The following is a 16,424-nucleotide window of genomic DNA, read 5'->3' as shown; positions in this document are numbered from 1 at the left end:
TGCCCCGCGACGGGGCTGCCCATCAATCGTCCGGCGGCTGGACTCGACGGTGCACGTCCTCGGGACCCCGTCGGAGGGGACCGCGAGGCATCGCCCACGCGCCGGAGTCAGCCATCGCCGCCACACACACTTCCAGACCGCCACTCGCCCCCGCACGGTTGCCGTCGCCCGCCCCGCGTACCCCACTGACGGTGTACGCCCCCGCCCTGCTCTCGCTCGCCCTCGGGCTGTGGGGCGTACGGCGTGGCGGCACCATGTGGCGGGACGAGGCGGTGACGTACGACATGGCGCGCCGGTCGCTGCCCGACCTGTGGTCGACACTCGCTGACGCCGACGCCGTACACGGCCTGTACTACCTGCTCATGCACCTGCTGTTCGAGGTCACCGGCGGACTCGACCCGCTCCTGGTGCTCCGGCTCCCGTCGGTCCTCGCCACGGCCGCGGCGACGGGAACGCTGGCCCTCCTCGGACACCGGCTGGCCGGGCCCCGCGCCGGTCTCCTCGCGGGATCCGTCTTCGCGCTGCTGCCGCAGGTCCAGCGGTACGCGCAGGAGGGCCGGTCGTACGCGATCGTGTGCGCGCTGGTCGTATGGGCGACGTATCTGCTGGTGCGGGCGGTGGCGGGCCGGGACGGCCGGACCTGGGTCGCCTACGCCGCGGTACTGGTGGCGGCCGGGCTGCTGCACGAGTTCGCCGTACTGGCGCTCACCGCGCACGTGGTCGCCGTGCCGCGCGCCGCCCGCCGGGCCTGGGCCGGGGCGGCTGCGCTGGTCCTCGTCACGGTGGCGCCGCTCGCCGTCCTGAGTACGCGGCAGTCGGATCAGGTGTCGTGGATCGGCACACCGGGCGCCGGAGCGCTCGCGGGGTTCGCGGGAACGGCCGTCGTCGCCCTGGCCTGCGCGGCGATCTGCCGGAACCGCACTTCGCGCGTACTCCGGGGCGTCCGGCTGCCCGCCCTCGCGCTCGGGCTCCTCGTCCTGCCCGCCCTGCTGCTTCTGCTGGTCTCGCTGGTCACCCCCCTGTACGTGGACCGCTATGTGCTCTACGGCCAGAGCGGCACCGCACTGCTGACCGGCGCGGCGCTGGACCGGCTCACCCGGGCCCGGCGGACCCACGCATCGGCGCTGACCTGTGCGGGTGCCGCCGTTCTCGCACTGCTCCCCGTCACCCTGCAACTGCGTACACCGCAGAGCCGGGTCGACGACGTGGGCGCGATCGCCCGGGCCGTCGCCGAGGCCGGTGCGCCGGGTGACGGGGTCCTCTACCTGCCGGCGCGGCGCCGGGTGTGGTCCCTGCCCGACCCCGGATCCCTCAGCGGGCTGCGCGATCTGGCCCTCGACCGCGCACCGGCCGCCTCGCACACCCTGTACGGCACCGAGGTGCTGGCGCCGGCCGTCCGCGCCCGCATGCTCACGGCGACCCGTATCGTCGCCGTGAGCGATCCCGCGGGGCAGCCGCTCGACGCGGCCCCGGGGGAGATCGTCAAACGGCGGGTCCTGGCCACGTCCTTCGAGAAGTGCGGCACACGCCGGGTCCAGGGTGCCCGGGTCACCGTGTACGCGCGCCCCGGCACATGCTGACCGGACGCGCACTACTCCGGCTTCACCGCGACGTGCACGGTGTGCGCCGTCAGCAGGAAGACGTCCGGCCGGTGGTACACGCTCGCCTTGTCGTCCGGGTCGAGGAGACGGTCGAGGGTGACGAGGTCGTCCGCGTCGAGGCCGGGAGCGAGGAAGTCGCGGCGGTGGGTGAGGGAGGTGACGACGAACGCGCGCGTCTCGTCCGAGACCGGGGCGGGGAGGTCGACGAGGAAGGTGCGGGTCGCGGTGTGGCGCAGGCCGACGGCGGTCATCAGGGCGGGCCAGTCCTCCGTCTCGGCCACCGCTCCGGGCAGCTCGTCCCGCATCCGGCCGAACCACTCTTCGTGGACCGCGTCGATGCGGGACTGAAGGCCGGGGCGGCCGATGCCGATCTCGCGCGGGACGTAGCGCATGGGCAGGCCGCCCTCCATGAGGGCGAGGGTGCCGCCGGGCGCGAGAGCCCGTGCGAAACCGGTGAGCGCGGCGCGCTGGTCGCCCACGTGATGCAGGGACCTGCTCGCCCACAGCAGGTCCGCGGGGTACTCCAAGTCACCCAGTCCGCCGCCGAGTTCGGCCCGCAGGGTGCTGAAGCGGTCGCCGACGCCGAGCCGGTCGGCGCGGGCGCGGGCCCGCTCCAGCAGGGGTTCCACCTCGTCCACGGCCACGACCCGCGCCGCGGGGAAGGTGTCCGCGAGGAGACAGGAGATGACACCGGGGCCGCTGCCCGCGTCCACGATCAGCCCGGTCTCGGACCGCTGGTCCCGCAGCCAGCCCGCCGCCTCGGTGTAGAGCGGGCTGAACAGCTCCGCCTCCTGCTCCAGCATGGGGATCATCTCGGCGAAGTCCATGTGGGTGTGGTCATGAGCGTGCTGGGCGTTCTCGTGGTCGTGGTGGCCGTGTGCCATGGTGGTCCGCCTCTCGTCCGGGTGCGTACACAGCGTGCTCCTCGACTCCCGGAAACAGCCAACGATGTTGCGCAAACGGCAAACCCGGCGGCAGAAAAACCTGATGCGTCCGAAGCGGCGCGTCCCCGAGCATGGCCCCATGGACGACGAGATGGTGGAGCGGTTCCTCGAGGACGGGTTCGTGAGGATCGAGGGCGCCTTCCCGCCGCGCGTCGCCGAGGGCTGCGCCCGGCTGCTGTGGAAGGAGACGGGGTACGACCCGGACGACCCCGGCACCTGGAAGGACCCCGTGCACTGGGTGAGCAGCATGGCGCAGGGCCCGTTCGCCGCCGCGGCCAACTCCCCCGCCCTGCACCAGGCCTTCGACCTTCTGGTCGGCGAGAGACGCTGGGATCCGCGCTACGCGCTGGGCAGCTTCCCGCTGCGGTTCCCGCACACGCAGGAGCCGGACGACGCGGGCTGGCACATCGAAGGCAGTTACCTCCCCGACGGTGAGACGCTCTACCACTCCAATCTCCGCTCGCGGGGCCGGGCCCTGCTGATGCTCTTCCTGTTCAGCGAGGTGACGGAGACCGACGCCCCGACCCGTATCAGGGTGGGCTCGCACCTCGATGTGCCGCCGGTCCTGGAGCCGTACGGCGAGGCGGGGGCCTCGTTCCTCGAACTCGGTCCGAAGGTGGCCGAGGCCTCCGCGCACCGCCCGCTCGCCCACGCCACCGGCCGCCCCGGCGACGTGTATCTCTGCCACCCGTTCCTGGTGCACGCGGCGCAGCCGCACCACGGCACGCGCCCGCGTTTCATGGCGCAGCCGCCGCTGTGTCCGGCGGTGCCCTACGAGCTGGAGCGGGCGGACGGCGACTACTCGGCGGTGGAGTTCGCGATCCGCCGGGGGCTGGCCCAGGAGGCCTGACCCCCGGCGGATCACCGGGTCGGACGCCCTACAGCGGCGGATACGCGTTCGTCATCAGCTGCTGGAACTGTGCCGAGAACCAGTGCCCCGACAGGGGGGCGTTCGGCAGCGCGCCGGACATGTTGTTGTTGTTCCGGGGGTTGCCCGTGTACGTCGGGTCGCACATCCGGTCGAAGCCCTTGCCCTCGTCGTTGGCGATGGCGGAGCTGGAGCCGTCGGACTCACCCGGGGGCTTCATCCACACATAGGCGTCGATCCCGGGGGCCGGGGAGGCCTGCGGGCGCTCGCCGAGACCGGCTCCGGCCTGGTTGCACCAGTTCCCGACGTGGATACGGCGGTCGTAGCGTCCACCGTTGACGTAGGTGTCCACGCTGGTCGTCGCGCCGGGACCGGTGGGCCGGGCGGTGCCGCCCCAGCCGTTCCTGGACGTGTCGATCAGCATGCCGATGCCGGAGTTGAAGCCGACCGAGACGAGCTGGTTGCGGAAGGCCTGGGCGAAGGACAGTTCATCGACGTACCGGTTGTAGTCGATCCACTTGGACAGGCGGACGGAGGTGCCGTTCACCGTGTCGTTGATGGTGAAGTTGTTCTCCTTCAGGGCGCTGTAGTTCGCCGTGTTGGTGATGAACCCGGCGACGTCGTCGACCGTGGCGCCCTCACTGGTGGCCGCCTGCTTGAACAGGGTGGCGGACGCACCGAAGTTGTCGTCCCAGCCGATCCAGCCGTGGTGACCGGCGTCGAGGTAGTTGTAGACGTTCGGAATCGCGCCGAGCTTGGCGAGCGCGTAGCCCACGCCCTTCACGTAGTTGCCGTTGGCGAGCATGGTGTCGCACTGCGGGGTGGCGGTGGCCCGGCTGCCGGTGTTGGTGACGAGGTTCGGCAGCGAGTCGATCTCGATGGTCGTGACGATCCGCAGACTCGCGTACTTGCTGTCCGAGAGGATCGCCGCGATCGGGTCGATGAACTGCGTCTTGTACTTGTCGATCTCCGTCGGGCCGAGCTCCCCGTTGGAGGCGAGGGCCGCGCAGTCACGTCCGGGCAGATCGTAGACGACCAGCTGGACGACCTCTTCGCCGCTGCCCTTCTGCGCGAGCGCCGCGTCGAGGTGGGCGCGCAGGCCCATGCTGCCGCTCGCCCCGTTGATCGCGGCGATCCGGTCGAGCCAGACACCGGTGGGCTGGTTGGAGATCCGGCTGCCGCCGGTCTCCGCCGCCGCCTTCGCGGACCACTCCGGGTTCACGTACACCTTGGCACCGGCGTACGGGTTGTCGACTCTCCCGGAGGGGTCACTGCCCCCTCCTCCGCCACCGCTTCCGTCGTCGACGTTGCAGGTCACCCCGTCAAGGGTGAAGGAGGTGGGCAGCGCGTTGGTGCCGCTGTAGGAGGCGTTGAAGCCGAAGCTGACCGAACCGCCGGTCGTCAGCGTTCCGTTGTAGGCCTCGTTGGCCGCGGCGACGGCGGTGCCGCTCTGGCTGATCTTCGCGTTCCAGCCCGAGGTCACCTTCTGGTTCCCGGCGTACGCCCACTTCACCGCCCAGGAGGTCTTGGCGGCGCTGTTGTTGGTGACCGTGACGGCGGCGGTGAAGCCGGTGTCCCACTGGTTCTGCACCTTGTAGTCGACGGTGCAGGGGATGGCGGCGATCCCGGCGGGGTCCGCGGGAACGGCCGCCACGGCGGTTCCCGAAGCGCCGGCGAGCAGGACGAGCGCCCCTAAGAGCGCGGATTTGGTACGACTCATGAGTGCGGGTTCCCATCTCTTCTTGTGCGGGGGTCCGTTGAATTCCTGCGCGGGTGTACGTCTGGTTCCTGCGCGGGTGTGCGTGTGATTCCTGCGCGGGTGTGCGTCTGATTCCTGCGCCGGTTATCCGTTGAGGGCGCGCAGATGATCACGCAGCCCGACTCCGTACGACGTGGGAGTGCCGTCGTAGTCGGAGATCAGGGAGGGACCGGATGAGCAGTCCCAGGTGTTCCAGGTCCAGCCGAGGTAGGAGAGCCCCCGGTCGTCGAACCACTTCATCGCGGTGTCGACGAAACCGTGGGAGCAGGTGTTCTCGCCGATCTCCCCCGCCACGAGCGGGACTTGGGCCGCCACCGGGGCGAGCGTCGAGTTCCAGCAGCTCTCACTGGCGCACGTGTTGAAGTTGTAGGTGTGGAAGGCCGCGACGAGGTTGCCCGTCGGATCGCTCGGCCTGTACGTCAGCCACTGGCTCAGGTCGTTGGAGTACGCGAGCCCGCCGGCCAGGATCAGGTTCCTGGCGCCGGTGCCGCGCACCGCGTCGACCAGGTCCTGCATCCCGGCGACCTCGTAGCCGATGCCGGGGCAGGTCCCGCCGTCCTTCCAGCAGGCCCACGCCTGGGCGGTGGTGGAGGTCGCGCGATCCGGGTAGGGCTCGTTGAACAGGTCGAAGGCGACGGCCTGGTCGTCCTTGAACGTACTGGCGACCGAGGACCAGAACGCCGGGCCGTACCGCGCGTCCGGCATCGGCTTCTGGCAGGTGGCGTGCACGTCCGAGCAGCCCGCCGAGTTTCCGGTGTACTGCCCGTAGTTCCAGTGCAGTTCGACGATCGGGGTCATCCCGTGCGCCTCGACCTTGGCGACCAGGTCCTTGACGGCGGAGAGGTAGTTGGCGCCCGCGTACTCCGGTTTGATGTTGGACAGGCCGAGCCAGCACTCCTCGTTGAGCGGAATGCGGACCGTGTTGGCCTTCCAGTCGGCGATCGCCTTGACCGAGGCGTCGTCGACGGGGCCGTCGAAGATGCCGTATCCCTGGACACACATGAACTCGCCGCCGGAGCGGTTGACGCCGAGCAGCCGCCGCGTCGTACCGTCGGCGTCGACGAGCTTGTTCCCCGAGACGTGCAGCTCGGGTGCCGTACCGGTCGTGGGCGGCGGGTCCGTCGGGGTCGGCGACGGCTCCGTGTCCACGTTGCACGTGGTCCCGTTGAGCTTGAACGTCGTGGGTACGGCGTTGCTCCCCGACCACGAGGCGAGGAACCCGGCGCTGGCACTGGCCCCTGAGCCCAGCGAGCCGTTCCAGCTCTCGTTGGCCGCGGTGACCGTCGTGGCGGACTGGGACCACTTGGCGTTCCAGCCCTGGCTGACCTTCTGACCGTTCGCGAAGTCGAAGGTGAGACTCCAACCGCTGAGCGCGGCCCTGTTGTTGGTGATCTTCACGGCGCCCTGGAAGCCGGTGTCCCACCGGCTCGTGACGGAGTAGTCCACCGTGCACGCGGGTGTGGCTCCTGAAGCCGTGACGACCGGCGCGATCGCGGTGCCCACGAGGGCGACCGCGGCGCCGACCACTAAAAGTCCTGAACGCGGAGGGTGTCGCATGAGCGACTCCTTGCAGCTCGGGCGCGTCGTGACGGACGCGTCGACTGATGGAACCGCTCCCACTGGTGCGGATGAAGTTAGCGCCAAGTGTCGGTAAAGGACAGAGGCGTCGCACTGTTGATCAATCGAACAATTTCGACTCTTCAAGCACCTTGACCCCTTCGACCCCCCTCTCCAATATGGGAGCGCTCCCACTGGTTCAAGGCTTGTTGCTGCTCCGCCCCCCACTTCTCCGAGCCGCAAGGAGGAACCAGGACATGCACCCAAGTTCCGGAAGCAGACGCCGGAGGACCCGGCGGCTGTGGACCGCCGTGGTGGCCGCCCTCGCGCTTCCGCTCACGATGCTCGCGAATGGCTCAACTCCCGCTCAGGCGGCGGGAATTCAGTGCAGTGTCGACTACAAGACCAATGACTGGGGCTCCGGCTTCACCGCGGATCTCACGCTCACCAACCGGGGCACGGACCCGATCAACGGCTGGACCCTGACGTACGACTACACGGGCAACCAGACGCTGACCAGCGGCTGGAACGGGACCTGGTCGCAGTCCGGCAGGACGGTCACCGCGAAGAACGCCTCCTGGAACGGGACGATCGCCGCCGGGGCAGCGGTCTCCACGGGCGCGCAGTTCACCTACAGCGGCACCAACACGGCGCCCGCCTCCTTCGCGATCAACGGCACCACCTGCACCGGCGCCCACCAGCCGCCGGTCACCGTGCTGACCAGCCCGGCCGCGGGCGCGGTCTACACGCAGGGCGACGCGATCCCGCTGGCCGCGACCGCGGCGGCCGCCGACAACGCGACGATCGCCAAAGTCGAGTTCTACGACGACACGACCCTGCTGGGCACGGACACCAGCTCCCCCTACACGCTGTCGACGTCCAGCCTGGCCGTGGGCAGTCATTCGCTGGTGGCCAAGGCGTACGACAGCCTGGGCGCCTCCGCGGCGTCCACACCCGTCGGCATCACGGTCGCCTCGGGTCCCGCCGTGGTGGCTTCGCCGACCCAACTCGGCCTTCAGCAGAGCAAGTCGGGCACCTTTGCCGTGCAACTTTCGAAACAGCCGGCCGCGAGCGTGACGGTGACGACCGCCCGTACGGACGGCAATACGGGCCTTTCCGTCACCGGCGGCGCCTCGCTCACCTTCACCCCGGCCAACTGGAACACGGCACAGAACGTCACCGTCACCGCCGACGCCTCCGGGACGGGCGCCGCGACCTTCACGGCCTCGGCGACCGGGTACGCCAAGGCGAGCGTCACCGTGACGGAGCTGGCCGCGTCCAAGGCGTACGACGCGCGTTTCCTTGACCTCTACGGCAGGATCACCAACCCGGCGAACGGCTACTTCTCGCCGGAGGGCATCCCCTACCACTCGGTGGAGACGCTGATCGTCGAGGCGCCGGACCAGGGGCATGAGACGACCTCGGAGGCGTACAGCTATCTGATCTGGCTGCAGGCGATGTACGGGAAGGTCACCGGCGACTGGTCCAAGTTCAACGCCGCGTGGACGACCATGGAGACGTACATGATCCCCACCCACGCCGACCAGCCGACGAACTCCTTCTACAACGCCTCGAAACCGGCCACGTACGCGCCCGAGCTGGACACCCCGAACGAGTATCCGGCCAAGCTCGACACGGGCGTCTCCGTCGGCTCGGACCCGATCGCGGCCGAGCTGAAGAGCGCGTACGGCACGGACGACGTGTACGGCATGCACTGGCTGCAGGACGTCGACAACGTCTACGGCTACGGCAACGAGCCCGGCAAGTGCGAGGCAGGACCGACCGCGACCGGACCGTCGTACATCAACACCTTCCAGCGCGGCGCGCAGGAGTCGGTGTGGGAGACGGTGCCGCAGCCGACCTGCGACGCCTTCAAGTACGGCTCCACGAACGGCTATCTGGACCTCTTCACCGGGGATTCCTCGTACGCCAAGCAGTGGAAGTACACCGACGCGCCGGACGCCGACGCGCGGGCCGTGCAGGCCGCGTACTGGGCCGACGTGTGGGCCAAGGCGCAGGGCAAGGGCGGCGACGTGTCCACGACCGTCGGCAAGGCGGCGAAGATGGGCGACTATCTGCGCTACGCCATGTACGACAAGTACTTCAAGAAGATCGGCAACTGTGTCGGCCCGTCGACCTGCGCGGCCGGCACCGGCAAGGACGCCTCGCACTATCTGCTCTCCTGGTACTACGCCTGGGGCGGCGCGACCGACACCTCGGCGGGCTGGGCCTGGCGCATCGGCTCCAGCCATGTCCACGGCGGCTACCAGAACCCGCTGGCCGCGTACGCGCTCAGCTCGTACGCCGATCTGAAACCCAAGTCCTCGACGGGGGCGACCGATTGGGGGACCTCCCTGACCCGGCAGCTGGAGTTCTACCGCTGGCTGCAGTCCAACGAGGGTGCCATCGCGGGCGGCGCGACCAACAGCTGGGCGGGCCGTTACGCGACCCCGCCGGCCGGGACACCGACCTTCTACGGCATGTACTACGACCAGCAGCCGGTGTATCACGACCCGCCGTCCAACCAGTGGTTCGGCTTCCAGGCCTGGTCCATGGAGCGGGTCGCCGAGTACTACCAGCAGACGGGGAACGCGAGCGCGAAGGCGATCCTCGACAAGTGGGTCTCTTGGGCACTGTCCAAGACCACGATCAACCCGGACGGCACCTACCAGATCCCCTCCACGCTCCAGTGGTCCGGCGCGCCCGACACCTGGAACGCTTCAAGTCCCGCCGCAAACACCGGACTTCACGTGACCGTCGCCGACTACACCAACGACGTCGGTGTGGCCGCCGCGTACGCCAAGACCCTGTCGTACTACGCCGCCAAGTCCGGCAACGCCCAGGCGAGGACGACGGCGAAGGCACTCCTCGACGGCATGTGGAGCAACTACCAGGACAGCCTGGGCATCGCCGTCCCGGAGACCCGCGCCGACTACAACCGCTTCGACGACACGGTCTACGTGCCGAGCGGCTGGAGCGGCAAGATGCCGAACGGCGACACGATCAATTCCTCCTCGACCTTCACCTCGCTCAGGTCCTTCTACAAGAACGACCCGAACTGGTCGAAGATCGAGGCCTATCTGGCGGGCGGAGCCGCGCCCTCCTTCACGTACCACCGGTTCTGGGCCCAGGCGGACATCGCCCTGGCCATGGGCTCGTACGCGGAGCTTCTCGAATAGTCCCCGCCAAGCGCTCCGCGGGATGGGCGCTACCAGAACTGCGGGCCGTCTGTGGCTGGTCGCGCAGTTCCCCGCGCCCCTGAAGGGGCCCGGTAACTCGCCGCGCTTCACCGGAACCGCTTGAAAGCTCCGCGTGCGCGGTCTCGTCACCTGACGACGAGGCCACCTGGCCGGGCGGCCCCCACCCGCACTGGGGGCCGCCCGGTCGTCATGCCCTCCTTCAGAAAGGACCCCACCGTGCGAAGAACCCGTATCCTCACGGCCGTGCTGGCACTGGCCGCCGGCCTTCTGGCGGGCAGTCCGTCCGCCCTCGCCGTGAGCACCCCGACAACGACGCTCGCCGCCGACACGTACACCTGGAAGAACGCCCGGATCGACGGCGGCGGATTCGTCCCCGGCATCGTCTTCAACCGCTCCGAGAAGAACCTCGCCTACGCCCGTACGGACATCGGTGGCGCCTACCGCTGGCAGGAGTCGACGAAGACCTGGACCCCGCTCACGGACTCGATCGGCTGGGACCGGTGGGGTCACACCGGGGTGGTCAGCCTCGCGTCCGACTCCGTCGACCCGAACAAGGTGTACGCGGCAGTGGGCACATACACGAACAGCTGGGACCCCGGCAACGGTGCCGTGCTGCGCTCCACCGACCGGGGCGCGAGCTGGCAGAGGACGGACCTGCCCTTCAAGCTGGGCGGGAACATGCCGGGCCGGGGCATGGGCGAGCGCCTCGCGATCGACCCCAACAAGGACAGCGTGCTGTACCTCGGCGCGCCGAGCGGCAAGGGCCTGTGGCGGTCCACGGACTCGGGTGTCACGTGGTCTCAGGTGACCAACTTCCCGAACGTCGGCAACTACGTTCAGGACGCGACCGACACGAGCGGCTACGCCAGCGACAACCAGGGCATCGTGTGGGTGACCTTCGACGAGTCCACGGGCACCTCCGGAAGCGCCACGCAGACGGTCTACGTCGGGGTCGCCGACGAGGACAACGCGGTCTACCGCTCGACGGACGGCGGCGCGACCTGGTCCCGGCTCGCCGGGCAGCCCACCGGCTCCCTCGCCCACAAGGGAGTCCTCGACGCCACGAACGGCTACCTCTACCTCGCCTACAGCGACAAGGGCGGCCCGTACGACGGCGGCAAGGGCCGGCTGTGGCGGTACGCGACCAGGACCGGGACCTGGACGAACATCAGCCCGGTCGCGGAGGCCGACACCTACTACGGATTCAGCGGACTGACCGTCGACCGGCAGCATCCGGGCACGGTGATGGCCACGGCGTACAGCTCGTGGTGGCCGGACACCCAGATCTTCCGGTCCACCGACAGTGGCGGCACCTGGACGAAGGCCTGGGACTACACCTCGTACCCGAACCGCTCGAACCGCTCGAACCGCTACACGATGGACGTGTCGTCCGTGCCCTGGCTGTCCTTCGACGCGAACCCGTCACCCCCCGAGCAGTCCCCCAAACTCGGCTGGATGACCGAGGGGTTGGAGATCGACCCGTTCAACTCCGCCCGGATGTTGTACGGAACGGGCGCGACGATCTACGGCACCGAGAACCTCACGAACTGGGACAGCAACAGCCAGTTCACCATTCGGCCCATGGTCCAGGGCCTGGAGGAGACGGCCGTCAACGACCTGGCCTCTCCCCCCTCCGGGGCGACCCTGCTCAGCGCCCTCGGTGACATCGGCGGCTTCCGGCACACGGACCTCACCAAGGTGCCGTCGATGATGTACACCTCGCCGAACCTCACCACGACGACGAGCCTCGACTACGCCGAGACCAACCCGAACACGGTGGTGCGCGTCGGCAACCTCGACTCGGGCCCGCACATCGCCTTCTCCACGGACAACGGCGCCAACTGGTTCGCGGGCACCGACCCTTCGGGCGTCAGCGGCGGCGGCACGGTCGCGGCGGCGTCCGACGGCAGCCGCTTCGTGTGGAGCCCGGTGGGCGCGGGCGTGCAGTACACGACCGGCTTCGGTACGTCGTGGTCGGCGTCGGGCGGCATCCCGTCCGGAGCGCTCGTGGAGTCGGACCGGGTCGACCCGAAGACCTTCTACGGGTTCAAGTCCGGCAAGTTCTACGTCAGTTCGGACGGCGGCGCCACCTTCACCGCCTCCGCCGCCACCGGCCTGCCGAGCGGTGACAGCGTGCGCTTCAAGGCGCTGCCCGGTGCGAAGGGCGACGTGTGGCTGGCGGGCGGCGCGAGCGACGGCGCGTACGGGCTGTGGCACTCCACGGACGGCGGCGCGAGCTTCACCAAGCTGTCGAACGTCGACCAGGCCGACACCATCGGCTTCGGCAAGGCGGCGGCCGGCGCCTCGTACCAGACGCTCTACACCAGCGCGAAGATCGGCGGGGTGCGTGGCATCTTCCGCTCGACGGACAAGGGCGCGAGCTGGACCCGCATCAACGACGACGCCCACCAGTGGGGTTGGACCGGCGGCGCGATCACAGGAGACCCGCGGATCTACGGACGCGTGTACATCGCGACCAACGGGCGCGGAATCATCTACGGCGACAGCTCCGACACCGGTGGCGGGGGCGGCGGTACGGATCCGACGCCCCCGCCGACGGGCGCCTGCGCGGTGACGTACAGGATCACCAACCAGTGGTCGGGCGGTTTCCAGGCCGACGTGGCACTCACCAACACCGGCACCACCGCCTGGAGCGGCTGGTCCCTGAGCTGGCCCTTCACGGACGGCCAGCAGATCACCCAGGCCTGGAACGCCGACGCCACCCAGTCGGGCACGACGGTCACCGCGAAGAACCTGACCTGGAACGCGAACGTGGCGGCGGGTTCGTCGGTGAGTTTCGGCTTCACGGGCAGCTGGACGGGTGCGAACACCAAACCCACCACCTTCAAGCTGGGAGATCAGGCCTGCTCGGTGAGTTGACGACGGGTGAGGGGCGCGCGTCACGCGCCCCCCACTTCTGTGGCATGCGGGCCCACTGATCGAGACCTATTTTATTGAACGTTCACATTTCATCACGGTTTCATCACTCTCTCCTCGCTACTCTCACACTTCCCTTACCTCCCCCGTTACGGTCATCTCTCCATGAACCACTCAGGGGGACGTATGTCGCACAACCAGCCGCCGATGCCCGAACAGCCCGGCTGGGGACCCGTACCGCCGCAGCCGCCGACGACGGCTCGGCCGCGGTGGGCGCGTAAGCGGGTAGCCATACCCGCCGCGATCGTTCTGCTGTTCGTCGGTGTGGGCATCGGTTCGTCGGGCAGCGACCAGAAGGCGACGGCGAGCGACGAACCGACGCCCCAGGTGACCGTCACGAAGACGGCCGAGGCGAAGCCCGCTCCGACGGTGACGGTCACGAAGACCGCGAAGCCGAAGGCGACACCGAAGGCGACACCGAAGAAGGAGGCAACGACTTCGGACGACGCGGCCGCGGACGGCAAGGTCGTGTTCAAGGTCTGGGGATCGGCCCCGTCCGGAACGGACATCACCTACGGCAGCGACAGCGACAGTCGTCAGGGGTCCGGTCTGCCGATGACGAAGACCCTGACCGCGGACTCGGATGCCATGTACTTCCAGGTGACCGCCCAGTTGCAGGGGGGCGGCGACATCAACTGTTCGGTGACGGTGGATGGCCAGACCAAGAAGGGGCACGCGTCCGGCGGCTACAACATCTGCTCCGCGCAGCTGAGCAGCGACTTTTTCGGCGGCTGGAGCTAGCAGGGTCAGCGCGGCGCGCCGTCACAACGCGGCTCAGCGCTCGTTACCCGTTCACGAGTGGTCCGCCACGATCCGCCTGTACCCGCATCACCCTGGGGAAAACCATGCGATTCCACGTCATCAGTTCCGCCGTGCTGTGTGCCGCCGCCGGCGCGCTCGTCGGCTGCAATCCGGACACGACCGGCCACGCGCGGGCCGACTCCTCACCCACCGCATCGGCCACTCCGGCTACTCCGGCCACCGGGGCCAAGGAGACGACGGACGACAAGCCGACCGAAGCCGAGCGGAAGGCGGTGCCGGACTTCGTCGGCATGGGCCTTCAGTCGGCACAGGACGCGGCGCAGGCAGCGGGCTTCTACGCGCTCACGTCGCATGACGCGCTCGGCCGCGATCGGCTCCAGGTGTTCGACCGGAACTGGAAGGTGTGTGGCCAGAACTACGAAGCGGGCAAGACGATCCCGATCAGCACGCGGCTCGACTTCGCGGCAGTGAAGCTCGCCGAGAGCTGCCCCGCCAAGGACGAGAAGGCGCCCGAGGCCGCCCAGGGCACGATGCCGGACTTCGGGGGCAAGTCCGTGAAGGCGGCCCGAGCCGCCCTGGACCCGAGCTCGTCGCTCACCGTCAACGACGCTTCCGGCTCTGATCGCTGGATTCTCGTGGAGAGCAACTGGAAGGCGTGCACGCAGTCGCCGTCCACGGGCACGGCGCTCAAGGGGCAGCCGGTGACGCTGAACGCGGTCAAGTTCGACGAGACGTGCCCGTAGAAGAGGCAGCCCGCGCGCAGGACCGTCGGCGGCCGTTCCGAGGTGATGAACGGCCGCCTTCTCGTTCAGTTGTGGGCGCTGCCTACGCCGCTCAGGGCACGTACACCGTCGGCCGGGGTGCCGTCGCCATCCCGTCGCCGATGTAGAAGCTCGGGTGCGGGGGCTGGTTGTAGGCGGTATTTTGCCAGGCCAGGGCCGTGCGGTACTGGGTGTCGTGGAGCAGGGTGGTGATCTTCGTGGTCGTCTCGTACGGCGTGGAGTAGATCCTGAGGGCGGTGTTGTCGGTCGTCGGCCAGACGACCTCCTCGCGCCAGTCTCCGAGGATGTCGCCGGACAGGGACGGGGTCGCCTTGGTGGTGTTGTTGGAGTGGACGCCCGAGCCGGTCAGCAGGCGGGTGTCGGACGAGGTGCCGTACTTGTCGATGTGGGTGTCGTCGAGGAGTTCGCGGACGGGGTCGCCGTCCCACCAGGACAGGAAGTTGATGCTGCCCGGCTTGCGGGTCGCCACCACCGTGCCCTGCGGGTCGCGGACGCCGTCGGCGTGCGAGGACCAGGACTCGGCGCCCGCGCCGCCCGCCCAGATGTCACCGGAGACGCCTCGGCCGTTGTCGCCGTCGGCCGCCGTGGACCAGAGGATCGCGCCCGTCTTGGCGTCCGCCATCCAGGACGCCGGTTTCGAGGAGTCCTCGTCGACCTTGAACTCCTCCAGGCCGGGACGGGAAGGGTCGAGGTCGCCGACGTGCATGGCGTCCCCGTGCCCGTTCTTGGTGGTCCACAGGCCGTTGCCGTTGTCGTCCACGGCCATCGAGCCGTACACGATCTCGTCCTTGCCGTCCCCGTCGACGTCCGCGACCGACAACTGGTGGTTGCCCTGGCCGTCGTAGCCCTTGCCGCTGTTGGTCGAGGAGTTGGTGTCGAAGGTCCAGCGTCGGGTGAAGGCGCCGCCCCGCCAGTCCCAGGCGGCGATGACGGTACGGGTGTAGTAGCCGCGCGCCATGATGAGGGAGGGCCGGGAGCCGTCCAAGCAGGCCGTTCCCGCGAGGAATCGGTCGACCCGGTTGCCGTACGAGTCGCCCCAGGAGGAGACCGTGCCACGCGCCGGGACGTAGTCGACGGTGCCCATGGCGGCGCCCGTCTGTCCGTTGAACATGGTCAGGTACTCGGGCCCGGACAGCACGTATCCGCTGGAGTTCCGGTAGTCGGCGGAGGAGCTGCCGATCACCGTGCCGCGGCCGTCCGTCGTCCCGTCCGCGGTCTTCATGGCGACCTCGGCCTCGCCGTCGCCGTCGTAGTCGTACACCTGGAACTGTGTGTAGTGCGCGCCCGAGCGGATGTTCCTGCCCAGGTCGATGCGCCACAGGCGGGTGCCGTCGAGCTTGATGCCGTCGACGATCGTGTTGCCGGTGTAGCCGGACTGGGAGTTGTCCTTGGCGTTGGTGGGCTGCCACTTGAGGACGAAGTCGAGCTGGCCGTCCCCGTCGAGGTCGCCGACGGAGGCGTCGTTGGCCTCGTAGGTGTAGGCGACCCCGTCGGGAGTGGTGCCGCCCGCGGGCGGGGTGATGGGCACGTCCTTGTATCCGGTACGGAACTGGACGGCGTGGACGGAGTCGGCCTGCTCGACGCCGTTCACTATCGCGCGGACCGTGTAGTCGGCCTGGGCGGGTGCGCCCGAGTGGAAGTAGTTCGTGGAGCCGGTGATCGGCGTCGGGTTGACCAACGTACCGGCCCGGTAGACGTTGAAGGACACGTCGTTCGGGTCGGTGCCGAGCCAGCGCCAGCTGACCAGGTTGCCGCTGTCGGTGTGGACGCTGACGACGCCGCGGTCGAGGGCCTCCACCATGGGGGTCCCCCCTGTTCGAGCGAAGCCGAGAACTTGGGGGAGGGCCGTGGCCGCATGGGCCGTTCCGGTGCCGAGGGCGGTGAGTCCGGCGGCGATGAGGGCGGCCGTGGCCGCCAGGGCCGAGCCGATGGCGCGTCTGCGGTGCTGCCTGTGCGGGTGCTGCACGATGGTTACCTCCTGGGAGGACAGACTGCTTCTGTCCCCTCAGTTGCC

The 16,424-nt window shown here is 69.2% G+C and carries 10 protein-coding genes; 6 read left to right on the top strand and 4 right to left on the bottom strand.

The features are described 5' to 3' along the window. Positions 1-191 precede the first annotated feature (191 nt). On the top strand, positions 192-1,580 hold the full coding sequence (locus ACZ7M3_RS46030; RefSeq protein ID WP_472071887.1) for a glycosyltransferase family 39 protein: 1,389 nt from the start codon (positions 192-194) through the stop codon (positions 1,578-1,580). Between the two features lie 11 nt (positions 1,581-1,591). Here ACZ7M3_RS46030 and ACZ7M3_RS46025 read toward each other — a convergent pair whose 3' ends face one another. After that, positions 1,592-2,485, bottom strand: coding sequence for a class I SAM-dependent methyltransferase (locus ACZ7M3_RS46025; RefSeq protein ID WP_472071885.1), 894 nt, complete (start codon positions 2,483-2,485; stop codon positions 1,592-1,594). A 139-nt stretch (positions 2,486-2,624) separates the two neighbouring features. On the opposite strand from ACZ7M3_RS46025, the gene ACZ7M3_RS46020 reads away from it, so the two are divergent. After that, the gene (locus ACZ7M3_RS46020) at positions 2,625-3,395 is read left to right on the top strand and encodes a phytanoyl-CoA dioxygenase family protein (protein WP_472071883.1); all 771 of its coding nucleotides are present in this window, start codon (positions 2,625-2,627) and stop codon (positions 3,393-3,395) included. A 28-nt stretch (positions 3,396-3,423) separates the two neighbouring features. On the opposite strand, the gene ACZ7M3_RS46015 is transcribed toward ACZ7M3_RS46020, so the two are convergent. Both ACZ7M3_RS46015 and ACZ7M3_RS46010 read right to left on the bottom strand, forming a co-directional pair. Further along, complete coding sequence (locus ACZ7M3_RS46015; RefSeq protein WP_472071881.1) at positions 3,424-5,133, bottom strand: glycoside hydrolase family 6 protein; 1,710 nt, start codon at positions 5,131-5,133, stop codon at positions 3,424-3,426. A 123-nt stretch (positions 5,134-5,256) separates the two neighbouring features. After that, complete coding sequence (locus ACZ7M3_RS46010; protein WP_472071879.1) at positions 5,257-6,729, bottom strand: cellulase family glycosylhydrolase; 1,473 nt, start codon at positions 6,727-6,729, stop codon at positions 5,257-5,259. Between the two features lie 257 nt (positions 6,730-6,986). Between ACZ7M3_RS46010 and ACZ7M3_RS46005 the strand changes: the two genes are divergently transcribed. The 4 genes from ACZ7M3_RS46005 to ACZ7M3_RS45990 all read left to right on the top strand — a co-directional run bounded on the left by ACZ7M3_RS46005 (position 6,987) and on the right by ACZ7M3_RS45990 (position 14,371). Next, a complete protein-coding gene (locus ACZ7M3_RS46005) occupies positions 6,987-9,908 on the top strand; it encodes a glycoside hydrolase family 48 protein (protein ID WP_472071877.1) in 2,922 nt (973 codons plus the stop codon). Between the two features lie 237 nt (positions 9,909-10,145). Then, positions 10,146-12,809, top strand: a complete 2,664-nt coding sequence (locus ACZ7M3_RS46000; RefSeq protein ID WP_472071875.1) for a cellulose binding domain-containing protein — start codon at positions 10,146-10,148, stop codon at positions 12,807-12,809. A gap of 183 nt (positions 12,810-12,992) precedes the next feature. Beyond that, positions 12,993-13,607, top strand: a complete 615-nt coding sequence (locus ACZ7M3_RS45995) for an MmpS family transport accessory protein (protein ID WP_472071873.1) — start codon at positions 12,993-12,995, stop codon at positions 13,605-13,607. A gap of 104 nt (positions 13,608-13,711) precedes the next feature. Beyond that, positions 13,712-14,371 (top strand): hypothetical protein, encoded by a 660-nt coding sequence (locus ACZ7M3_RS45990; RefSeq protein WP_472071871.1) that lies wholly within the window; start codon positions 13,712-13,714, stop codon positions 14,369-14,371. Between the two features lie 91 nt (positions 14,372-14,462). Here ACZ7M3_RS45990 and ACZ7M3_RS45985 read toward each other — a convergent pair whose 3' ends face one another. After that, on the bottom strand, positions 14,463-16,376 hold the full coding sequence (locus tag ACZ7M3_RS45985; protein WP_472071869.1) for a rhamnogalacturonan lyase: 1,914 nt from the start codon (positions 16,374-16,376) through the stop codon (positions 14,463-14,465). Positions 16,377-16,424 lie beyond the last annotated feature (48 nt).

The sequence above is a fragment of the Streptomyces sp. NPDC111656 genome (assembly GCF_055656965.1).
This window is presented reverse-complemented; position numbering and strand designations above follow the sequence as displayed.